Source organism: Rhodococcus sp. Leaf278 (assembly GCF_001426085.1).
Lineage (GTDB): Bacteria > Actinomycetota > Actinomycetes > Mycobacteriales > Mycobacteriaceae > Rhodococcoides.
Genome location: NZ_LMRR01000008.1, coordinates 112,336 through 133,651, shown reverse-complemented (window position 1 = coordinate 133,651; position 21,316 = coordinate 112,336). Strand labels below are relative to the sequence as shown.

Below are 21,316 nucleotides of genomic sequence, written 5' to 3'. Positions count from 1 at the left end.
GGTTGCACTCGACGCGTCCGTATCGACCGGATCCCGTCGATACGGCCTCGTAGTGTGCAACCTTGCCCGGCCTCGTCAGGACTCGGTGCGGTTTCCCTCCGCATCCCAGTGCTCGGCGACTTTCTTCGACGGTTGCACACGCGGCGGCTCGCCGGGCATCTTGGGATAGTCGGGTGGGAAGTTCAACTCCCCGCCCGGCAGCGTTTCCCACAGGTGGAGAAGGGGTTCGAGCGAGTAGGCCTGGGAATCCATGTCGGCCCACGGGTCGCCGTTCTGCACCAGTTCCGGCACTGTGACGAGGTTGAACTCACGCGGATCGGTGACGTCGGCCAGCTGTGTCCATGTCATCGGAGTACTGACGGGCGCTCCCGGTCGAGCCCGCAGACTCCATGCGCTGGCGATCGTCCGGTCACGGTTGTTCTGGTTGTAGTCGATGAAGATGCGTTCTCCGCGTTCCTCTTTCCACCAGTTGACAGTGACCCCATCGTCACGACGCTCGAGTTCACGCCCCAGACCGATGGCCGCGTGCCGCACCTGCTCGAAGGTGTACTCGGGTTCGATGCGCACGTAGATGTGAATGCCCCGATTACCGCTCGTCTTGGGGAAGCCGCGTAAGCCCAACTCCTCCAACAGCTCCCGCGTCACGTCGGCGACTCGCAGTGCGTCCGCGAACGTAGTGCCCGGCTGCGGATCGAGGTCGAGACGTAGCTCGTCGGGATGGTCGACCTCCGGTCGTCGCACCGGCCACGGATGGAAGGTCAGCGTGCCCATCTGAGCCGCCCACACCAGCGCAGCCGGCTCCGAGGGACACAACTCCTCGGCAGTGCGCTTGCTGGGGAACGCGATCTTCACCGTCTCGATCCACTCGGGCGCACCCTTGGGCAACCGCTTCTGATAGAAGCCGTCACCCTCCTTGTCCTGTGGTCCGAGCGCCAACCGCATGCCCTCGCGATAGCCGTCGGGCCATCGCTCCATCGCGGTCGGGCGGTCGCCGATGGCCCGCATCAGCGGCTCGCCGACGGCGGCGAAGTACTCGCACACCTGCAGTTTGGTGATCTCCGGAGTGCGCTCGGTCGCCTCGTAGATCACCCGATCGGGGCTCGACACTCGTACTTCGCGCTCGCCGACCTGCACGAATGCCGGTGGTGTTTTCGCAGCCATGGCTATCGTCCCCCGGCAATGACATCGGCAACGTCGTAGCGAACCGGAACCTCGAGCTGGTCGTACGCACACGAGCGTGGATCACGATCCGGTCGCCAGCGCAGGAACCGGGCCACATGCCGCAGCCGTGCCCCTTCCATCTGGTCATAGGCCACTTCGATGACCCGCTCGATGCGCACCGGAATCCAGTTGCGGTCGTTCGACGAGTTCCAGCGCGTCGCCTCCCCGTCGTAGGTGACGTCCTCGCCGAGTCGGAGCGGTTCGAGTTCTTCGAGCAATTCCAGCCGCCTCTTGTCGGTGAACGCCGATGCGCCGCCGATCATCCTGAGATCGTCACCGTCGTAGAGACCGAGCAGTAGCGATCCGATACCGTTGCCGGACTTGTGAATCCGATACCCGATCAACACGCAGTCTGCGGTGCGGGCATGTTTGATCTTGATCATCTCGCGCTTGTTGGGCAGATAGACCCCGTCGAGCTTCTTGGCCACCACCCCGTCGAGCCCGGCACCTTCGAACCGCTCGAACCAATCCTCGGCCACCGCAGCATCATCGGTGGCCGAGGTGACGAAACAGCTCGGCCCACCCGTGCCGACCGCGTCGAGCAATCTCGCTCGGCGCGTCGAGAACGGCTCGCTCGTCAGGTCCTCGTCGCCGACGGCCAACAGGTCGAATCCGATGAACTGTGCGGGTGTCTTCTCCGCGAGCATCGTCACCCGACTCGCCGCGGGATGAATGCGCTCCGACAGCGACTCCCAATCCAGGCGAGTGGAACCGTTCTTCTCCCGGGGAACGACGATTTCGCCGTCGACGACGATTTTCTCCGGCAGCTCGGCCTTGACCGCCTCGACCAACTCCGGGAAATAGCGGGCCAGGTCCTTGCCCCCGCGTGAACCGAGCACCACCTCGTCGCCATCGCGGAAGACGATGGCGCGAAAACCGTCCCATTTCGGCTCGTAGGACCACAACGGTGGCCCGTCCTCGGGCTGGGCCGGCACCACTTTTGCGGCTTTGGCGAGCATCGGCGCGACCGGCACGGAAAGAGGAAGATCCACGCAGATCATCCTGCCTCATGCGACCGACAACCGAGTCCGATATTTTCTACCTACAGACGATCGATGCACACAGCACGGTCGAATTCACGAGGGCAGGACTCACCATGGCGTCATCCAACCGTTCGGTCCGCGCTCTCGTTCTCGCGCTGACGGCGTGCGCGGCCCTGGTACTCGCCGGGTGCGCCTCGGAAGTATCCGGTACCGCCGTCGCCATCTCGGGTGCCACCATCGCGCCCACCACCACCAGCGCCCCTCGCACCACCACGAGCGCCCCGACCCCCGACATCGACGACGGCGGCAGCGTCGACATCGATGTGGAGATCGGCGAATGCGTGAACCTCGGCGGAACGGTCGACGAGGCCACCATCGCAAACGCCGCCTGTGGATCGCCCGAGTCCAACTACGTCGTCTTCGCCAAGACACCGACATCGGCCGAGTGCCCCGCGGACGCCGATCAGTACTACTACGAGACCTACTTCGACATCGAACAGGGAGCCCTGTGCCTCGACATCGACTGGATCGTCGACGGATGCATGGACATCGTCGGTGAGTTCGCCCAACGCGTCGACTGCGCCACGCCCGGTGCCGATACTCGCCGCGTCGTGACGATCCTGCAGGGCACCTCCTCGGTCGACGACTGCCCCGACCCGGCTCTCTACGGGTACGAGAAAGAGACCCGTAACTTCGTCGTCTGCGTAGAACGGTTGTGACCGCTGAGGGCATCGCACTCTCCAGTGCCAGGGGGCGGTGGATCGTTGCGGCCACCGTGCTCGGTTCTGCTCTGGCGATGCTCGACGCCACCGTGGTCAATATCGCGTTGCCCGCGATCAGCCGCGACCTCGGTGCCGGAGTCACCGGTCTGCAATGGACTCTGAGCGGCTACACCCTCGCCCTGGCATCGCTGATTCTGTTGGGCGGTTCGCTCGGCGACCGGCTCGGCCGCAGACGGGTGTTCGTCTGGGGCACCGTCTGGTTCGCGGCCGCGTCGGTGCTGTGCGGCCTCGCCCCCAACATCGAGGTGCTGATCGCGGCGCGGCTGCTGCAAGGCGTCGGCGCGGCGTTGCTGACTCCCGGCTCGCTGGCGCTGATCTCGGCGTCCATCAAGGCCGAGGATCGGGGCGCGGCGATCGGGCTGTGGTCGGGCCTGGGCGGCGTCGCGTCGGCGATCGGTCCACTGCTCGGCGGCTGGTTGGTCGACGCCGTCGGCTGGCGAGCAGTGTTCCTGATCAACATCCCACTCGCGATCGTGGTCGTGCTGGTCGCCGCGAAACATGTTCCGGAGAGCCGGGATCCGCACGCGTCCGGTCGCCTCGACGTGCCAGGCGCGGTGACGGTCGCGGCGGCGCTGGGTCTGCTCACGTACGGGTTGATCGAGTCGCACACCGTGGCGTTGATACTCGGGGTCGTTGCTGTCGGGGTGTTCGTGCTGATCGAGCGCCGCTCGCACGATCCCCTGGTATCGCCGGCACTGTTCGCTTCCCGGGTGTTCCTGGCGGCCAACCTCGTCACGTTCACGGTCTATGCGGCCCTGGGCGGAGTGTTCTTCCTGCTGGTGTTGCAATTGCAATTCGCCGTGGGCTACTCGCCCATCGCGGCCGGAGTCTCGACGCTGCCGATCACCGCGCTGATGCTCGTATTGTCGGCCCGCGCGGGCAGACTGGCCGGGCGCATCGGACCACGAATTCCGATGACGGTCGGGCCGCTGCTGTCGGCTCTCGGATTGCTGCTGATGCTGCGCATCGGTCCTGGATCCACTTATCTCACAGACATTCTGCCTGCGGTTGTCGTATTCGGTCTCGGCCTGTCCGCGCTGGTCGCCCCACTGACCGCAGCCGTACTGGGCGCGGTGTCCACCGACCGAGCCGGCATCGCGTCGGGGGTCAACAACGCCGTGGCCCGCACCAGCCAACTTCTGGCGGTGGCTGCACTGCCTGCCCTGGCAGGTATCGCCGGCTCCGATTACTCTGCACCGGAGGTGTTCTCGGCGGGCTTCCACACAGCGATGCTCCTGTGTGCCGGACTGTTGCTACTCGGTGCCGTCATCGCTGCGGTACTGATCCGAGGCGGAAACGCACCTACGGCAGACTGTCCGCCTCACTGCGACATGGCCTCACCACCGATGGCTCCGCGCCGAAGCGACTGACTCAGCGCACGATCATCACCGAGCAGTCCGCGTGGTGCACGAGATTCTGACCGACCGACCCCAGAATCGCACCGCGGAGTGCACCTCGGCCACGAGAGCCCACCACGAGCATCGACGCCGTCGCCGACATCGCACGTAAACCGCGCGTCGGGCTCGATTGGGCGCTCACGGTCGTCAGTGTCACCCCGGGATACTTCTCGTGCATCGTCTCCACATGCGTATCGAGCCAACGCTTTTCGTGTTCGCGAATGCCCACCCAGTCGATGCCTTCGAATCCCGTTCCGAGCCCCGGCTGAGCGGGAAATCCCCAATAGTTGACCGCGACCACCGGCGCGCCCAGGTTGTCGGCCATCTCGAACGCGATGCCGAGTGCTCGATCGGACTGCTCGCTGCCGTCGATCCCGACGACGATCGGGCGGACTGCTTCGACCCTCTCGTTCTCGCCGCGAAGCAGCAATACCGGGCAGTGCGCGTGCGTCACGACACGCAGTGAGTTGCTGCCGAGAGTCAGATCGCGGATCGCGTTCGACTTCCGCGATCCCAGCACGACCATGTCTGCACCGGCGTCGGCCACGTACGACGCGATGGTGCCGTCCACGGCGGCGGTCTCCACGGTGACCGCGGGTGCTACGTCGTGAATCGCCGCCTCCGCCCGGACCAACTGCGCACGGCCCATGGCTCGAAGATCTCGCTCCAGTGCGCCGCCGTCGACGAATGCCGCCGACCCGTACCAGTCCCCCACCGGCACAGCGTGAACGAGCCGTACGGTCGCGTGGACCTTGTCTGCGTACCTCGCAGCCCACCGAGCTGCAGCCTCGGCTTCGGCCGAGCCGTCGATACCGACGACGATGGGCAGCGTGCGGGCGGTGGAATTACTCATGTGATCTTCCTGTCTCGATGGCTACGTGGCGATCCTTGTCGTTCACGATCGGGCAGCGCTCCAGTTCGACCCCCGAAATCGATGTCGGCCTCACTTCGACGATTCTGTACATCGGTGGACCGTCCGAATGTGGTCGCGGCAGAAGCTGTTCGAGGACATCGAGTCGCGCATCCACGACTGCACGGGCGATTCCGTGTATCACCACAGTCGAGTCGGTCATGCCAGCGTCATCCTCGGCATCGACCTCCAAGAAGATCGAGGAATCGAGCACACTGCGTCCCAACCGTGATCGCCCGTCGGCGTAGAAGTACACCCGAGTCCCGATCCAGACGATGGACACGACATCGATGGTCGGCCCGAAGTGGTCGTGGCCGATCAGGCGAGCAACTGTCGCTCGTCGTGCGAGGCGATGCGCAGAGGCCGAGTCGAGAATTCGTCGACGCTCGTCGCTGCCGCGCACGCTGTTCGGTACGGTGCGGTTCGTCATCGGTCTCTGCAGATCATCACCGGGCAATGAGCGTGCCGTGTGAGATTGCTACTGGTCGACCCGAACAGTGCCCTGGCCACCACTCCTCGACCGTGACTGCCGACCACCACCAGACCGGCTCGTTTGGACAGGTCGACCAGCAAGTGTGCCGGGTTTCCCTGTTGCACAACATGTTCGACACTGACATCCGGATATTTCTCGGCCCACCCGGCCAGACATTCGGACATCAGCAACCGCTGTTCACGCTCGATCTCCGTTCCGTCGGGTGATCCGGGCAGAGACAGCGCCGCTCCCTGCGACAGCGAGTTCCAGGCCAGCGCTGCGATCATCGGTACGCCGAACGACGAGGCCAGATCGAAGGCTTGCCCGACGGCCACCTCACTGGTCGCACTGCCGTCGATACCGACGAGAATCGGCGCGTCGACGGCGTGGGATCCCTCCCGCCACACGATCACCGGGCACTGGGCTGCGTTCGAGACCTCCTGCGCCGTACTCCCGAACAATGCGGACACGATCGGCCCCGACGCGGGATTACCGACGACGAGCATGCGCGCGGTACGTGAGAGTTCGACCATCATTGCGCAGGCGGACGTCTCCTCCACCGAGGTGGTCACTGCACTGTTCGGATGCCGGGCCAGCACAGCAGTAGCAACGTCGGCGACGACGAGTTCGGCCTTGCGACGCTGCTCGTCCCACACTTCCCTCGGTATCACCGATGCGGGCTCACCCGAGTAGAGCGCAGGCTGCTGCACGGCCTCGGCGATGTGCATCGGAGAATCCAGCCTCTCCGCGATGGTCGCCGCCCAGAGAGCGGCGCTGACACTGTTGGGCGAACCATCCACGCCCACAACAATTTTCTGATGAGCTGCAAGAATCACGATCGTCTCCTGTTCGGTGTGCGGGCCGGCGCAGTCAGTACCGACGCCACGGCGTGTCGCGGAGTTCGGGGTGGCGGCGAGCCGATCATGGGGGTGCCGACTCGAATCAGCACCTGCGCCAGACCGTTTCGCGGAGCCAGGGACTCGACCAGGCGCCTGCTCCCCGACTGTTCCGTCATGTGCGTCAAGGGGCATGTCGCCAGACCGTCCGCGGTCGCTGCCAAGAGGAATGCGGACATAGCTCGGCCGCATTGCAGCCAATCCATGCGTTCGTCCGATGCCGTGCCGAGCAACACCACCGTGGACTCGTCCTCGACCGGCTCGGTCGTGACCGTTCTGGCAACCCGATGCGGTTCGGGAAATTCTCTCCCGACCTGCACCCTCGATGCCTCAGCCCGGTTCGTCAGTGCCTCCGGCGGAATTCCTCCCGAGCGGAAGGAGTGCCCGGCCCACCATCTGATCTCCGCCTGATAGGTCGCGTCGTACTTTCTCACGCCCGCGCTCAGTGTCGAGGCCTTCGCCAACGTCTGTTTCGACTCGGCCGACAGAACTGTCATCTCCGTGCCGTACTGCGCCCGACCGAGGTACCGCGTCAAAATACGATTGCCGGGAACCGGTCCGAAGGCCCGTCGATCCGAGTGGCGGCGGTTGATCGCAGCCAACAGATCGAACTCGTGCGAGCGAGGATGCGCGTCGTGGACGAAGCGAACGTGCGCGAGATGATCGGGCGCACCCGGTGTGGGCAACAGATCGATCTCGGTCGTCCACCGGAACGCCGCCGCGGCCTTGTCGAGGTGGTCCAACGCTGCCCCACAGCTCAACACCATCTGTCGCTCGGTCGGGTCTATCACCCCGAGCACCCGCAAACTGTCGGTGTACAGATCGAGGCCACGTGCGGAGTAGGTCCACCGCCACGGCTGACTGTTGTGCACCGACGGTGCCCGACACGCAAGCTCGACCAGCATCTCCACCACGGCCGTATCCGGCTGATCACTCATCGTCTCTCCTCGACCTCCACCGCGATGCGGTTGACTCCAGACCACTGTCGCCCCGAGCACGTGGTGCTCGACAGGGCCGTTCGTCACTCGATGGAGGGCACTAAAGACAGAGGAGTTGGGTGCAGGCCGATCGACGGCGGCAACCACAGGTTTACTGTTGACGAAGAATGCGACTCAGGAGCGGAACCTGAGAACGCGAACCAGGATCCACGTCCGCCGACCGCTCAGGAGAGTCATGACGACCCCGCACAATCCCCCCGAAGACATCGACGTCAAACCGCGCAGCCGCGACGTCACCGACGGACTGGAGAAGACGGCAGCGCGCGGCATGCTCCGCGCCGTCGGCATGGGCGACGACGACTGGGGCAAATCCCAGATCGGCGTGGCGTCGTCGTGGAACGAGATCACCCCCTGCAACCTCTCGCTCGAGCGCCTCGCGAAGGCCGTCAAGAAGGGCGTCCACGCCGCCGGCGGTTATCCGCTCGAATTCGGCACCATCTCGGTATCCGACGGCATCTCGATGGGCCACGAGGGCATGCACTTCTCGCTGGTCTCCCGTGAGGTCATCGCCGACAGCGTCGAAACCGTCATCAGCGCGGAGCGGCTCGACGGCTCGGTCCTGCTCGCCGGCTGCGACAAGTCACTGCCCGGAATGCTCATGGCCGCAGCACGTCTGGACCTGGCGAGCGTGTTCCTCTACGCCGGTTCCACGCTGCCCGGCTTCGCTACCCTGTCCGACGGCAGCGAGCACCAGGTGACGATCATCGACGCCTTCGAGGCAGTCGGCGCCTGTTCACGGGGATTGATGTCGCGCGCCGACGTCGACACCATCGAACGCGCCATCTGCCCCGGCGAAGGTGCCTGCGGCGGAATGTACACCGCCAACACGATGGCCAGCGCAGCCGAAGCAATGGGAATGTCGCTGCCCGGCAGCGCCTCTCCGCCCGCCCCGGACCGTCGACGCGACGGATTCGCACACGCCAGCGGCGAGGCCGTCGTCGACCTTCTCCGACGCGGCATCCGCACCAGCGACATCCTCACCAAGGAAGCCTTCGAGAACGCCATCGCCGTCGTCATGGCCTTCGGTGGCTCCACCAACGCCGTCCTGCACCTGCTTGCCATCGCCCACGAAGCACAGGTGGAGCTGACCCTCGCCGACTTCACCCGCGTCGGCGCAAAGGTTCCCCACCTGGCGGACGTCAAGCCGTTCGGCAAGCACGTCATGACCGACGTCGACGCCATCGGCGGAGTACCCGTCGTGATGAAGGCTCTGCTCGACGCCGGCCTGATGCACGGCGACTGCATGACGGTCACCGGAAAGACCGTGGCGGAGAACCTTGCTCACATCGCACCGCCCGACCCCGACGGCAAGGTGCTGCGCGCACTCGACAAGCCGATCCACCCGACCGGCGGCATCACCATCCTCGAGGGCTCACTCGCTCCGGGCGGAGCCGTCGTCAAGTCCGCAGGCTTCGATTCCGACGTATTCGTCGGTACCGCACGAGTTTTCGAGCGTGAACGCGCAGCAATGGATGCTCTGGAAGACGGCACCATCGCGGCGGGCGACGTTGTGGTCATCCGCTACGAAGGCCCCAAGGGCGGGCCGGGAATGCGGGAGATGCTCGCCATCACCGGAGCGATCAAGGGCGCGGGCCTCGGCAAAGATGTCCTGCTGCTCACCGACGGACGGTTCTCCGGCGGCACCACCGGCCTGTGCGTCGGACATGTTGCCCCCGAGGCCGTCGACGGCGGTCCCATCGCTTTCGTCCGCGACGGCGACCAGATCAGACTCGACGTCGGCAAGGGCACTCTCGATCTGTTGGTCGACGCAGCCGAACTCGAGTCCCGCGCAGAGGGCTGGGCTCCGCTGCCCCCGCGCTACACCCGTGGTGTGCTGGCGAAGTACTCGAAGCTCGTGGGATCGGCCTCGAACGGTGCGGTGCTGATCTAGCACTCATTTCTGCTCCCCGCCCCCGGTCACCCGCCCTTCGCCCGCCGCCCTCCCCTCCGCCCCTTCCCTTCCGACTATCCGGTCCCGGGATTGGGATCAATGTGGATTTCAGTCGGTCAGAGTGCAACAAAGGCACATTGATCCGGAGTGGGGGGCGGGGGCGAGTGGGGTTGGGGGCGAGCAGGGAGAGCTACAGCGGCATTGCCCACATCGAGCTCGAGCGTTCCTTGAATTCGGTGCAGTTCGCGTGTTGCTTGCTCGCCCTCTGGTAGAAGGTCTGCAACGGAGCAGCGGGCTGGACCGGCTCCGGCGCGGGCGCAACCGGGAGATCGCTCAATTCGAGTGCGGCATCGAGGGCTTCCTCCGCCTCTACGCGTCGAGTGCGCGCCAGATTCGACACGGCGAGCTGATGGATGGTCACCCGGTCGCCGGACTTGGCGTCCGCCCTGGCTTGTCTGGCAACCGAAGCATCGAGTTCGTATACCTTCGAGGCCAGTTGGTAGATGCTGGGACGTTCGAGTTCTGCGTCCACCAGAGCAGGCTCGGCCACGGTGCGGCCCGGCACAGTCTTCGGGCCGACCTTCGGTGCGTCTTCCTCGGCGGCACGTAGCGCGTGCCGAGCACTGGACTTGTCGATCTTCTCGGCCGACGGCCGCTCCAAGAGCTGCTCGAGCTCGGCCACCTCGCGGTCGGCCGCTCCATCCCTGGCCGGCGGTGCGACGAACGGCACGATCGGCTCGAACGCGATCCTCTCCGACGATGTCGCCAGCGCTGCGCTTCGCGACGGGATGAGCACCGCCACGATGACCGTGCCGACGCCGAACACCACGGCGGCAACGAGGCTGGTGTGCGCCACTGCCTCGCTGAACGCGGCGACCGCGTTGGCCTGCAGATTGTCTGCAAACCCGCTGAGAAACGCGTTCTGGGCCCGGATGATGTCGGATACGATCACCGCTCCGGCCAGCGAATCCTGCGACGCAGCAAGCCCTTCCGCTGCCTGTCCGGTGTACTGGCCGTTCGGTTGCTTACCGGGGAAGGTCTGCAGGAAGCCTTCGATTCCCTGGCGATAGGACGCGGCGAGCACCGAACCGAGTACAGCGATTCCGAGTGAACCGCCGAGTTCGAGCGCTGTGTCGTTGAGTCCGCCGCCCACCCCGAGCTTGCTGTCCGGAAACTCTCCCATGATGGCGTCGGTGCACGGCGATACCGACAAGCCGATCGCCAGGCCGAGCAGAGTCAGTACGGGCAGGAAGTCGGAATACGTTGCAGTCGGATCGATTCCGATCAGCGAGATAACCGACAGCGTCCCCACGATCATGCCTGCGGTCACGGTGATGCGGGGTCCGAACTTGGGCGTGAGCCACATCGTGATTCCGGATCCGACGAAGACTGCGCCGGCCAACGGCAAGAGGTGCACGCCGGTGGAGACCGGACCGTACCCCAGGGCGAACTGGAGGTACTGGGCGACGAAGTAGATCGCACCGAACGTGACCAGGAAGAACACCAGCACTGCGAGGGTCGCGCCGCCGAGGATGCGTGAGGAGAACATTCGGACGTCGAGCAACGGATTGGGATGGCGCAGTTCCCATCCCACGAAGCCGACGATCGACAGCAGACCGACGAGACCGAAGTACAGCGGTCCGACGGTCCAGCCGAAGTGCATACCCTCGATGATGGCGTAGACGACAGTCGACACGGCCAGGACCGACAGCAGTCCACCGACCCAGTCGATCGCGCCGGGCTCGACGGCCCGCGACGGCGGAACCAGGATGACCGCTCCGACGATGGCCGCCAACGCAATAGGAACATTGATCAGGAAAGTCGAATGCCAGGTGAAGCTCTCGAGGAGCCAACCCGCCAGCAGTGGTCCGGCTGCGATGGCGAGTCCCGAGGTAGCCGCCCATACGGTGACGGCGGTGGCACGCTCCCGCTTGGGGAACGTGGCGACCAGCAACGACAGGGTGGCGGGCATGACGATCGCCGCGGCGACTCCCATGACGATGCGCGCCAGGATGACGCCGAGGGTGGCATCGGTGAGTGCCCCGGCGATCGAACCCGCTACGAAAATGATCAACCCCAGAATCAGTGCCCCACGGCGGCTGTAGCGATCGCCGATCACACCGCACAGAAGCATCAGCGACGCGTAGGGAACGGTGTATCCGTCTATCACCCATTGCAGGTCGCTGCTCGTCAGACTCAGGTCGAGAGTCATCGACGGTGCCGCGACCAACAGAGATGTGTTGGCCATGACCACGATCAGCAGGCTCAGGCACAAGACCACCAGTGCCGACCAGCGTCGTGGATACGGTTTGTGCATATCTTGGACAGGCGTCATCGCAAGCAACGTCATTGTGTTCCCCCCCCGTTGGCAAAGTGCCGACACACCTTGCACAGTGCTGTGCAGCTTAAGAAGAATCGTCTAAGATCGGCAATCTTTTGTGGCGGCAGCCACACTCTCCGCACACGATCGTGCTAGTTGTTGACCTGTGCGTAAGACGACGGAGTCGAGATCGACTGCACGGGGTGCCGCAGCGCCGCCCGTGCAGCGCCGTGACGCCCGGTCGAACCGAGCGAGAATTCTCGATGTGGCACAACGGGTGTTGGCGGACAATCCGGACGCAACCATCAACGACGTCGCCGCCGCGGCAGGGGTGGTTCGGCGAACCGTATACGCCCACTTCGCGTCTCGCGAAGCCCTGATCGACGGTATTGCCCTGGAGGCGGCCGACAGTATCTCGGCGGCTCTCGGCCGCGTTCCCGCCGCCGACGAATCGGCCGTGACGGTCTTCGTCCGGCAGACGTTGGCCCTCACACGCGTGGGTGACCAATACCGCCTGCTCCTCGCTGTTGCACGAACAGATTTGGGCCACAACGGTATTCACAACCTTCTCGGGCCGATGCGCGAAGCGGCCGCCGCCGTCATCCGGCGCGGCCAGCGCGAGGGCGTGTTCTCCTCGTATCAGGCCGCAGAGGTACTCATCCTCAACATCGAGGCGATTGCGCTGTCGATCCTCGACGCCACCAACGCCGGACTGCTCAGCGACCCGGCTGGGGCCGCCACGACGTCGAGCCTTGTTCTGCTGGGGATCGCCCCGGACGATGCGGAACGAATCGTCGCCGACGTTCGGGCGTTCGACTCGTCAGCACGCGCCCGCTGACAACTCCGACACCTTCGAAACGACCAATGTCCCGCCCGAGCAACGTATTGCTCGGGCGGGACACTCGGTGCGAACTGGGGACTGTCAGGGAGCGGGGACGAATCCTGCGCCGAGTCCGTTGCCCTGGTCGACGTTGCGAAGGATCGCGTCGAAGTTGGTGCCGACCTCGGGGCCGAAGCACGCCACGCCCAGGTAGGCGTTGACCATTCCGACGAGGGTGTTGCCGACGACGACCGGGCTGCCCGAGTCACCTTCGACGACGCACAGCTGAGCCCAGGTCTCCTGCGACTGCAGAATGTCGCCGTACGCGAGGCCGCAGGTGTTGCCGGTGGTACGGCCTTCCTTGCAGACGATGTTCGGGAACGCCGTCGGCGGGCCGACCTGAGAGATGGTCACGTTGCCGACGCGGTTGATCGGTGCAACTTTGTCACGCTGGAATTCGATGACGGCGTAGTCGTACTCCGGGTTGGAGAACGCGATGCGGCCGACCTCGCCGAGAGAGGTGTCGTACTCGGGGACGATCGAGGCACCCGCTTGGCCACAGTGGCCGGCGGTGAAGCCGACGAGATTTCCGTTGCGGTCGTTACCGATCGTGGTCAGCGTGCACTCGGCCTGACCTCCGACGATGATTCCCGAGCCGCCGCCGAGAGCTGCTGGAGTGGCCGCGGATGCGGTCCCCACGCCGACGCTGGCTACGATTGCAGCCGCCCCCACGACGACGAGCATGAATTTCTTGAACATGTACTCCCTCTCAGCGGTGTCGGCAGAACCCTAGCAACAACAGGTGTACGAACACGAGTGAGTGGTTCATACGTCCTGCTCGAGGGCTGCAAGCGTCGTGCGCGCTTCCTCTAGTTGACGGCTCAGTTCTGCGACACGTCGAGCAGCCTCCTCGCGCGCGTGGGAGATGACGGCCTCGACTGCATCGCGCGCAATGGGGTCGCCCAACTCTCGCACGGCCCTGCTCACCGACTCCGGACTCACCGGTTGCGCCTTGGTGGGCCGCTTCGCGCCCTGGGTGACCGTGACCGACCAATCGTTCTCGGCACCGGCGTGAATAGTGACGCTGACCCCACCTGGAGCCTTCTTGGCGCGACGAGCCGCCTGCTGTTGCGGCTGCGCCCTGGTTTGTTCCACCACGGCCTTCGGTTGATCCACCACGGACTTCGCAGGTACCGGCGCTGTTATCGGCTTTGCCGGTGCCGCTTCCGTGCGGGCCGGGCCGGCCGCCGAGGGCGGCGCCACCTTCTTCGCAGGGACGCGCTTGGCCGGTGCCGGCGGGGACGCAGCGGTGCGGGTGATGCGTAATTCCTCTGCCTCGTAGGGCAGTTCGTCGTTGACGCCCTTGGGGCTGATCGTGACTGTGTTGCCGTCGATCGACACCACCTTCGCCGACGTACCGTCGGGCAGTCCGAGGCTGGGGTTCGGTTCGCGGAGATAGACGGTGGCCCGACGCCCCTCGGCGAGCGCCGCAGCCAGCGTCGTCAGATTCTCTGGGGTCAACGAATCGTTCACGGCGCGCCCACGGGGTGGCATCGACTACCGGCCTCTCTCGAAAGTGTTTGCGAATACTGTCGCACAGATACTCGCCCGATGTCATCGACCAGGCGCGAGGAGCGGAAGAGTGTCTGTTAATCCAAGTAACTGTAACCGCAAGTAACTGTTACTTGGATTAACACTTAGATTAGGGTGGCCGAGAAGGCCGATGCACACAACTTTATACGACGGCACTTTCGAGCGCCCGCCGAGTCCACTCGACGTGACATTCACTCCCCGACAAGTGCTTGCGGTCGTTCCGCAGGCTCCACTCCAGAGCACTGGACGTCACATTCACTACCGGCAGGTAGCCGTGCGCGCCACCCTCGAAATTCGGTCCCGCTAAGACCTCACCGAACCACCCTCGCGGCCGGTATCTCCCGCGTAGCCTGGCGACCGTGCCTTCTACTGCGGGCACGGAACAGGAGCCTCGATGTACCACCTCGACGCGGACGAACAGTCGGTCAGCGACGGTCCGCACGTGTATTTGCTCGACGCCAAATCCACCCTCGAGGTTCAGGCTCTGAATCAGTGGATCGATGCGACCACCCCCGACGGCGAGCCCAGGCCGCCGTCGGTCGTATTGTCCGGTGAAGCGAGAACCTCACTGGCGGAAAGCGTTCGCGGATACGCCGACGATCCACTCCTCATCCCGTTGCGCGTGACGTTGTCCGATCGTAAGAACGGCATTCTGCACCGCATCTTCGCTCCGCGTGGTCGGTCTAAGCCCACCCAGGTATGGCAGAGGTGGGTGGCGAACGACGATCCCGACCATTCGGCGGTGTTGGTCGGCGAACCCGCGACTCTCCGCGATCTGCAGGATCGCTTCGAACGGGGCGGCGGCACCTCGCTCTCGTCGTTCATCCTGCGCCAGGCCAGTCTGGCGTTGGACAAGGCCGAGCGTGGCGTCATCGGCTCCGAGTACAAGATTCCGCGGTTCGTCGTCGAGGACATGACGGAGCAGAAGAAGTTCCGCGACGGCATCACCGCGCTCGCGGACGAGGTCGGCCAGGACCGCGATGCAGTCGACAAGCGCGTCAACGACATTCTCGGCGAGATGGTCGCAACCGAGACCCGTCGGGCAGTGGAGATGTGGGGCACCCTCGGGGCCTATTTCTCGCGGGCATACAAGGTGGACGTCGATCGCGATCAGTTGCAGAAAGTCCGCGAACTCAACAAGAACTATCCGTTGGTGTTCCTCCCCAATCACCGTTCCTACCTCGACCCACTCGTGCTACGCCCGGCGCTCCTGGCCGAGGGCCTGCCGCTCAATCACGTCATGGGCGGTATCAACGTCGGCTTCTGGCCGCTGGGTCCGATCGCCAAACGCAGTGGCGTCGTACTCATTCAGCGCAAGTTCTCCGACGCGATCTACAAGTGGACGCTGCGTCAGTACATGAGTTTTCTGCTGAGCAAGCGGTTCAACCTCGAGTGGTACATCGAAGGCGGACGCAGCCGCACCGGCAAGCTGCGTCCCCCGAGGTTCGGACTGCTCACCTACCTGGTCGACGCCCTCGAGTCGAGCGACGCAGAGGACGTCTATCTGGTTCCGACGTCGATCACCTACGACCGTCTGCACGAGGTCGGCGCGATGGCCGAGGAATCGCACGGGGCGAAGAAGCAGGCCGAGGGCATTCGGATGGCCATCGGGTACATCCGTGCGCAGGGCACGTTGCGCGGCAACGTGTATCTGAACTTCGGCGAACCGATGTCGGTGGCGTCGATCGTCGCCGAGAACCCCGACAAGCGCGTCGCGGTCCAGAAGATCGCCCTCGGCGTTTCTCATGCGATCAACGACGCCACCCCGGTGACCCCGGCTGCCCTGGTCACGATGGCACTGCTGGGCATCGAAGATCGCGCACTCAACGTCAACGAGATGTGGGCCATCATCGCCCCGCTTGCTCGCTACATCAAGCGTCGCAACCTGCCCACCGCGGGCGGCGTCGACATCGCCGACGTCGACGTGGTGCGTTCGGCCGTCGTCGCTCAGGTCAACGCCAACGTGGTTAAGCGTTTCGACGACGGTCCCGAGCCACTGTTCTATCTCGCACAGGACAAGCATCTGGTCGCAGCGTTCTTCCGCAACAACGCGATTCACTTCTTCGTCATGCGTGCCATCGGAGAACTGGTGGTACTACCGACCAGCGGCGACTCGGCACCTCTGACGGAGGAGTCGCTGTGGCAGTCGGCGCTCCAATTGCGCGATCTGCTCAAGTTCGAGTTCTTCTTCGGCGACAAGAAGGACTTCGGGCAACGACTGGAGTCCGAGGTCGACCTGATCGACCCGGACTGGCGAACCAAGATCAGTGACCCCGATTATGCTGCGCACCAACTGCAGTCACAGGATCTGCATCTGGCGCACCGCGTATTGCAGCCGATCTTCGAGGCGTACCAGGTGGTGGCAGATCAGCTGATGCTGCTGCCGCAGAGCGGCGAGTTCGACAAGCCCAAGTTCATCGCGGAATGCCTCGGTGCCGCTCAGGCCAGGCGATTGCGTCAGCAACTCGATCACAGCGAGGCCATTTCCGGCGAATTGTTCGACACTGCCCTGCAATTGGCCGAGAACCGGGATCTCGTCGACTCGAGCTCCGACGGTGTCGCACGCCGGCGCAGAGACTTCGCACTCGAGATCGACGAGTGGGCCCGCAAGGTTCGCACCATCCGAGACATGGCCCACCAGATGCTGCGAGCGGTTGAACCGATCTCGGCCCCCGAGGAGAACAATTCATGACCGAGTTCGACGATCGATTGATCGCGATCGCCGCCGCACCACCGGGCCGAGACACCGTGGCATTCTTCGATCTCGATGGCACCCTGATCAACGGATTCTCTGCCCGCGCAGTCTTTCTCGAACGTCTCAAGACCCTCGACGTGACGGTGAAGGAGCTGTGGGAGATCTCCAGTGCCGTCGTCGAGATGCGGATGCGTAACTCCCCCGTCGACAATTTGATGGGCAAGGCCGTCCGCGGTCTGGAGGGCCGTCGGGAGGACGATCTGATGGAACAAGCAGACACGCTGTTCCGCAACGAGATTGCGCCGATGATCTACCCCCAGGCCCGCGCTCTCGTCGAGGCACACCGGCATGCCGGGCACCGCCTGGTGATGGCTACCTCTGCCACGCCTTACCAGGCTCTGCCGGTGCAGCAGGACATGATGTTCGAGGAATTGCTGTGTACCACCCCGGTGGTCACCGACGGCATTCTCACCGGCGAACTCGTCGGCGATTCACTGTGGGGTCCGCGCAAGGCTCAGGCAGCGATCGACTACGCCGAACGCGAGGGCATCGCCCTGGCGGGCTGCTTCGCCTACTCCAACGGCGGTGAGGACGTCCCGCTGCTCGAGGCCGTGGGACGACCCGTCGCCCTCAACCCCGACCCCGATCTCGCGCGCTATGCCGCCAAGAAGAAATGGCCGTCGCTGACGTTGGATCAGCCCAAGCGCGGCACCGACCTCACCTCGGCCGTCCGGAGCACTGCCGCTCTGGGTTCGGTACTGGCGAGCGCGTCCATCGGACTCGGGCTGGGCATTCTGACCCGGAGCAGGCGCAACGGCGCGAACATCACCAGCACCATCGCTCCGGATATCGCACTGACCATCGCCGGCGTGAAGCTCGACGTCACCGGTACCGAAAATGCCTGGTCGGCCCGCCCGGCCGTCTTCATGTTCAACCACCAGAGCACCGCCGACTCGATCATCGTCACGTCGATCCTGCGGCGAGACATCACCGCCGTGGCGAAGCGCGAGCTCGAGCGCGACCCACGATTTGCACTGCTGGGCAGGATCTTCGACGTCGCCTACGTCGATCGTGGTGATCCCTCACAAGCACGCGAGGCGATGCGCCCCGCAATCGACAAACTGCACAGCGGTATCTCCGTCGCCATCGCCCCCGAGGGGACGCGTATGCCGACGTCACGTCTCGGCCGATTCAAGAAGGGCGGCTTCCACCTGGCTATGCAGGCGGGTGTGCCCATCGTGCCCATCGTCATCCACAATGCGGGTGACGTGATGTGGAAAAAGGATTTCACCGTCCACTCCGGTACGGTCAAGGTCACCGTCGGCGAGCCCATCCCCACCACGGACTGGGAGCCCGACAAGATCGACGAGTACGTGGACGATGTTCGTTCCTATTTCGACAGAACGTTGGGATATGCCTGAGAACCAGATCAACTCGGTGGTACAGACGGAGATCGAACGGAATCTTCTGGGCGGCGAGCCCAAGTACACCCGTGCGGACATCGTCGAGAAGTCCGGCATTCCACTCGAGCGGGTCATCGCCCTGTGGATCGGCATGGGTTTCCCTGTCCAAACCGACACCGAGGCACTCGTCTACACCGACGCCGATCTGGAAGCTCTGAAGCTGATCACTGCGCTCACCGCGCAGAAGGTGATCAAGCCCGAAATGGAGGTCGCGATCGCACGGACGCTCGGCCAATCCATGTCCAGGCTCGCGGAATGGCAAGTGGGCGTTGTGAACTCTCACATACTCGAGCGAATCATAGACAGCGACGACGACCGGAACGACATCGATGCGATCCGGCGCAATGCCCGAGCCATTGCCGCAGAAACCGTCCCCACCCTCGAAGCCCTCCAGGGATACACCTGGCGACGCCACCTCGCCGCTGCCGCCGGTCGATCCATCGCCGCGCCCGACGACGCCACCGAAAGCCCCACGATGGCGGTCGGGTTCGCCGACATGGTGGGCTACACCAGCCTGACACGTCGGCTCGACATCGGCGAGTTGACGACGCTGCTCGAGGAGTTCGAGTCTCTGGCGACCAATATCATTGCGCGCGGGCGTGGTTCGGTGATCAAGAACGTCGGTGACGAGGTGATGTTCAGCGCGCAGACCCCCGAGGACGCCGCCCACATCGCTCTCGACCTCCAGGACGCGTTCAACGAACAGGAAGACATGCCGGACCTGCGGGTCGGGCTGGCCTGGGGCCCGGTTCTGGCCCGGTACGGTGACCTGTACGGCTCGGTGGTGAACATGGCCGCCCGGCTGACCAGTTCTGCCTATCCCGGAACGACGCTGGTCGACACGGTCATGACGGAGGAGCTGCGTCCCGATTCCGAGTTCTACCTGAAATCGGTTCGCTCACTGAGGGTCAAGGGTTTTCACAAGCTCAAGCCTCATCGACTCGAACGCAACAAACGCGGCCGTCACAAGACCGAGGAGTAGAACTCGACGTGTCGACGCGCAGCCTCGTCCCAGGTGAGGCTGTGCGCCAGCGCCAGTCCCGGTAGTGGATCCAGCGGTTCGCGCAGGGCACGTTCCAGCTCCCTCGACATGGCCGCCACGGACGACGCGTAGATCACGCTGTCTCCGAATACTTCTCGCAGTACCGGCAGATCACGCGCCACCACCGGAATCGACGCGGCCAGCGCCTCCATGGCAGCGAGGCCGAAGCCTTCCTTCGTGGAGAAGAACGGCAGCACAGCGGCCTGCGCCACGAGGTGCGGCAGCTCGTCATCGTCGACGGTTCCGAGTATCACCGGCTCGATACCAAGTTCTACTGCGCGGCAATCGAATTCGGTCCGATAGTCGCGATAGTCGAACAGCGTCTCGCCGCCCGCGAACACCAGTTTCACGTTGTGCTCGAGCAGACCTGCGAATGCGTCGAGCAGATCGAGACTGCCCTTGCGCGGTTCGATACCGCCGACGGCCAGCACGTATCGGCCGAGTTTGCTACGCCAGTGAGTTCGACCGGACTGCGCTGCGGCAGTGAATCTCTCGGCTGCGACGCCGTTGGGAATGACTGTGGGTTCGAGTCCCCATCCTCGATGAACATCGCTCGCCACCGCTGCCGATACACAGATTCGCGCGTAGGGCGCGGTGATCGCGCGTTCGTGACACGCTGCCAGCTCGGGGGTGGTGAACTCGTCGAGATGATGGATGGTCCTGATACACCGACCGACAGCGTTTGCGGAGATGCAGTCCTGAGCGTGGACGATATCGTAGTCGTCCGGTGTGAACGCCTGTCGCAGAACGTCTATCGAACGCAGTATCCGCTGACCGACACTTTCGTTCTCCCGCTGAGGGAACGGCACCATTCGCACGGTGACGGCCGGGTCGACCGTACGAAAGAACTCACTGTCGCCGCCGCGGCCGAGAGACCACACCGAGACGTCCTGCCCGGACCGCGCCAGCGCCTCGGCCAAGGCCAGGGTGTGCACCACACCGCCACGCGGTTTGGACGAGTAGGTCAACAGGGCGATCTTCACTGATCCGGCTTCTCCTGCAACAAATTGGGGTAAGCGTCGACGCGACGTTCGGCGAGGTGGTGCAGCCCTCTGCGGGCTCGATCCACTTCGGCGTCGACATCGATCTCGTGCACGGCCAGGCCGCCTTTGGACCACGTTTTTGCGAGGACGTCACCACCGGGTCCGACGATCTTCGCTTGACCCAGGAAGCGTAACGACCCCATCACCCCGGTCTGGTTCGACGACACCAGCACCACCTGATTCTCCGCGGCCCTGGCGGCGTCGTACAGATCGAACAGGCGCGACTGCCGATCGTTCGGCAGTGAGGACGCCCGATCGGTCACGCTGGCGGGCCACGCCGACAGTGCCGCAATGATTCTCGCGCCATCGAGCGCCAATGCCCGCGCCGATTCCGGGAACGTCTTGTCGTAGTCGATCAGCATGCCCATCCGCCCGACCGGAGTATCGAAGGCCTCGAACCGGTCACCGGCCGCATAGGCCAAGGACTCTCCGAGTGGCTGATGCACCTTGCGGTGACTACCGAGAATCCCGTCTCCCGTCAGGCATGCAGCAGCGTTGTACCGCAGGCCTTTCGACAACTCGGTGTAGCCGATGCAGACGGTCATGTCCCCCGCCGCGGCCATGATCGCGGCCAGCTCGGGACCATCCGGATCGAGCGTCGGCGGCAACTCTGCGGGATCCGGATTGCTCAGACTGTCGATGTAGCCCCCGAGGGAGGCGTCGGGCAGCACCAGGAGATCGATACCCTCTCGGGCCGCACTGGAGATGATCGTGGTGATCTTCAGTACGGCCCGGTCGACATCTCTGCCGAAATGCGCTGCCAGCGCTCCGATCTTGATGGGGGCCACGA

General features: G+C 64.5%; 18 protein-coding genes. 7 read left to right on the top strand and 11 right to left on the bottom strand.

The annotated features are described in order from the left end of the window. Positions 1–75: 75 nt before the first annotated feature. Positions 76–1,161: a DNA polymerase domain-containing protein gene (locus tag ASG84_RS10105; protein WP_057476887.1), complete on the bottom strand. Its 1,086-nt coding sequence runs from the start codon at positions 1,159–1,161 to the stop codon at positions 76–78. 2 nt (positions 1,162–1,163) lie between these two features. Beyond that, positions 1,164–2,213 (bottom strand): ATP-dependent DNA ligase, encoded by a 1,050-nt coding sequence (locus tag ASG84_RS10100; protein WP_057476924.1) that lies wholly within the window; start codon positions 2,211–2,213, stop codon positions 1,164–1,166. A 104-nt stretch (positions 2,214–2,317) separates the two neighbouring features. Here ASG84_RS10100 and lppU point away from each other — a divergent pair, with 104 nt between their 5' ends. Next, positions 2,318–2,923 (top strand): LppU family putative lipoprotein, encoded by a 606-nt coding sequence (gene lppU, locus ASG84_RS10095; protein WP_057476923.1) that lies wholly within the window; start codon positions 2,318–2,320, stop codon positions 2,921–2,923. After that, positions 2,920–4,356 carry a DHA2 family efflux MFS transporter permease subunit gene (locus tag ASG84_RS10090; protein WP_057476886.1) on the top strand — a complete coding sequence of 479 codons (1,437 nt, stop codon included), beginning with the start codon at positions 2,920–2,922 and terminating at the stop codon, positions 4,354–4,356. The genes lppU and ASG84_RS10090 overlap by 4 nt, the downstream gene beginning before the upstream one ends. 1 nt (position 4,357) lies before the next feature. On the opposite strand, the gene ASG84_RS10085 is transcribed toward ASG84_RS10090, so the two are convergent. From ASG84_RS10085 to ASG84_RS10070, 4 genes are read right to left on the bottom strand one after another with little or no spacing between them, the layout of a single operon-like run. Continuing rightward, a complete protein-coding gene (locus ASG84_RS10085) occupies positions 4,358–5,236 on the bottom strand; it encodes a universal stress protein (RefSeq protein ID WP_057476885.1) in 879 nt (292 codons plus the stop codon). Continuing rightward, the gene (locus tag ASG84_RS10080; RefSeq protein WP_057476884.1) at positions 5,229–5,723 is read right to left on the bottom strand and encodes a hypothetical protein; all 495 of its coding nucleotides are present in this window, start codon (positions 5,721–5,723) and stop codon (positions 5,229–5,231) included. The genes ASG84_RS10085 and ASG84_RS10080 overlap by 8 nt, the downstream gene beginning before the upstream one ends. After that, positions 5,720–6,601: a universal stress protein gene (locus tag ASG84_RS27385; protein ID WP_057476883.1), complete on the bottom strand. Its 882-nt coding sequence runs from the start codon at positions 6,599–6,601 to the stop codon at positions 5,720–5,722. Before ASG84_RS27385 ends, ASG84_RS10080 begins: the two co-directional genes overlap by 4 nt. Continuing rightward, on the bottom strand, positions 6,598–7,599 hold the full coding sequence (locus ASG84_RS10070; RefSeq protein WP_057476882.1) for an Acg family FMN-binding oxidoreductase: 1,002 nt from the start codon (positions 7,597–7,599) through the stop codon (positions 6,598–6,600). Before ASG84_RS10070 ends, ASG84_RS27385 begins: the two co-directional genes overlap by 4 nt. Before the next feature lie 235 nt (positions 7,600–7,834). Between ASG84_RS10070 and ilvD the strand changes: the two genes are divergently transcribed. Then, positions 7,835–9,550 carry a dihydroxy-acid dehydratase gene (gene ilvD, locus ASG84_RS10065; protein WP_057476881.1) on the top strand — a complete coding sequence of 572 codons (1,716 nt, stop codon included), beginning with the start codon at positions 7,835–7,837 and terminating at the stop codon, positions 9,548–9,550. Between the two features lie 190 nt (positions 9,551–9,740). On the opposite strand, the gene ASG84_RS10060 is transcribed toward ilvD, so the two are convergent. Next, complete coding sequence (locus tag ASG84_RS10060; RefSeq protein WP_057476880.1) at positions 9,741–11,900, bottom strand: MFS transporter; 2,160 nt, start codon at positions 11,898–11,900, stop codon at positions 9,741–9,743. Positions 11,901–12,135: 235 nt separating this feature from the next. Here ASG84_RS10060 and ASG84_RS10055 point away from each other — a divergent pair, with 235 nt between their 5' ends. Further along, entirely contained in the window at positions 12,136–12,708 is a 573-nt protein-coding gene (locus tag ASG84_RS10055; protein WP_162248326.1) for a TetR/AcrR family transcriptional regulator, read from the top strand. A gap of 84 nt (positions 12,709–12,792) precedes the next feature. Here the strand turns inward: ASG84_RS10055 and ASG84_RS10050 are convergent, their stop codons facing one another. Together ASG84_RS10050 and ASG84_RS10045 are read right to left on the bottom strand one after the other, a co-directional pair. Further along, the gene (locus ASG84_RS10050) at positions 12,793–13,449 is read right to left on the bottom strand and encodes a hypothetical protein (protein WP_057476878.1); all 657 of its coding nucleotides are present in this window, start codon (positions 13,447–13,449) and stop codon (positions 12,793–12,795) included. A 66-nt stretch (positions 13,450–13,515) separates the two neighbouring features. Continuing rightward, the gene (locus ASG84_RS10045; protein WP_057476877.1) at positions 13,516–14,244 is read right to left on the bottom strand and encodes a DUF6319 family protein; all 729 of its coding nucleotides are present in this window, start codon (positions 14,242–14,244) and stop codon (positions 13,516–13,518) included. Between the two features lie 433 nt (positions 14,245–14,677). On the opposite strand from ASG84_RS10045, the gene ASG84_RS10040 reads away from it, so the two are divergent. From ASG84_RS10040 to ASG84_RS10030, 3 genes are read left to right on the top strand one after another with little or no spacing between them, the layout of a single operon-like run. Then, complete coding sequence (locus ASG84_RS10040) at positions 14,678–16,975, top strand: glycerol-3-phosphate 1-O-acyltransferase (protein ID WP_057476876.1); 2,298 nt, start codon at positions 14,678–14,680, stop codon at positions 16,973–16,975. After that, positions 16,972–18,399 (top strand): HAD-IB family hydrolase, encoded by a 1,428-nt coding sequence (locus tag ASG84_RS10035; RefSeq protein ID WP_057476875.1) that lies wholly within the window; start codon positions 16,972–16,974, stop codon positions 18,397–18,399. Before ASG84_RS10040 ends, ASG84_RS10035 begins: the two co-directional genes overlap by 4 nt. Continuing rightward, positions 18,392–19,423, top strand: a complete 1,032-nt coding sequence (locus ASG84_RS10030) for an adenylate/guanylate cyclase domain-containing protein (RefSeq protein ID WP_057476874.1) — start codon at positions 18,392–18,394, stop codon at positions 19,421–19,423. The genes ASG84_RS10035 and ASG84_RS10030 overlap by 8 nt, the downstream gene beginning before the upstream one ends. Here ASG84_RS10030 and ASG84_RS10025 read toward each other — a convergent pair. Together ASG84_RS10025 and ASG84_RS10020 are read right to left on the bottom strand one after the other, a co-directional pair. Then, positions 19,405–20,466, bottom strand: a complete 1,062-nt coding sequence (locus ASG84_RS10025; RefSeq protein WP_057476873.1) for an MSMEG_0565 family glycosyltransferase — start codon at positions 20,464–20,466, stop codon at positions 19,405–19,407. The two genes, ASG84_RS10030 and ASG84_RS10025, sit on opposite strands and share 19 nt — an antisense overlap. Then, on the bottom strand, positions 20,463–21,314 hold the full coding sequence (locus ASG84_RS10020; RefSeq protein ID WP_057476872.1) for a carbon-nitrogen hydrolase family protein: 852 nt from the start codon (positions 21,312–21,314) through the stop codon (positions 20,463–20,465). Before ASG84_RS10020 ends, ASG84_RS10025 begins: the two co-directional genes overlap by 4 nt. Between the last annotated feature and the right edge of the window lie 2 nt (positions 21,315–21,316).

Coding starts and splice junctions, on each gene's coding strand:
- ASG84_RS10085 (WP_057476885.1), bottom strand. CDS start 5,236: ATGAGTAATTCCACCGCCCGCACGCTGCCCATCGTCGTCGGTATCGAC.
- ASG84_RS10050 (WP_057476878.1), bottom strand. CDS start 13,449: ATGTTCAAGAAATTCATGCTCGTCGTCGTGGGGGCGGCTGCAATCGTA.
- ASG84_RS10045 (WP_057476877.1), bottom strand. CDS start 14,244: ATGCCACCCCGTGGGCGCGCCGTGAACGATTCGTTGACCCCAGAGAAT.
- ilvD (WP_057476881.1), top strand. CDS start 7,835: ATGACGACCCCGCACAATCCCCCCGAAGACATCGACGTCAAACCGCGC.
- ASG84_RS10035 (WP_057476875.1), top strand. CDS start 16,972: ATGACCGAGTTCGACGATCGATTGATCGCGATCGCCGCCGCACCACCG.
- ASG84_RS10105 (WP_057476887.1), bottom strand. CDS start 1,161: ATGGCTGCGAAAACACCACCGGCATTCGTGCAGGTCGGCGAGCGCGAA.
- ASG84_RS10070 (WP_057476882.1), bottom strand. CDS start 7,599: ATGAGTGATCAGCCGGATACGGCCGTGGTGGAGATGCTGGTCGAGCTT.
- lppU (WP_057476923.1), top strand. CDS start 2,318: ATGGCGTCATCCAACCGTTCGGTCCGCGCTCTCGTTCTCGCGCTGACG.
- ASG84_RS10030 (WP_057476874.1), top strand. CDS start 18,392: ATGCCTGAGAACCAGATCAACTCGGTGGTACAGACGGAGATCGAACGG.
- ASG84_RS10060 (WP_057476880.1), bottom strand. CDS start 11,900: ATGACGTTGCTTGCGATGACGCCTGTCCAAGATATGCACAAACCGTAT.
- ASG84_RS10080 (WP_057476884.1), bottom strand. CDS start 5,723: ATGACGAACCGCACCGTACCGAACAGCGTGCGCGGCAGCGACGAGCGT.
- ASG84_RS10040 (WP_057476876.1), top strand. CDS start 14,678: ATGTACCACCTCGACGCGGACGAACAGTCGGTCAGCGACGGTCCGCAC.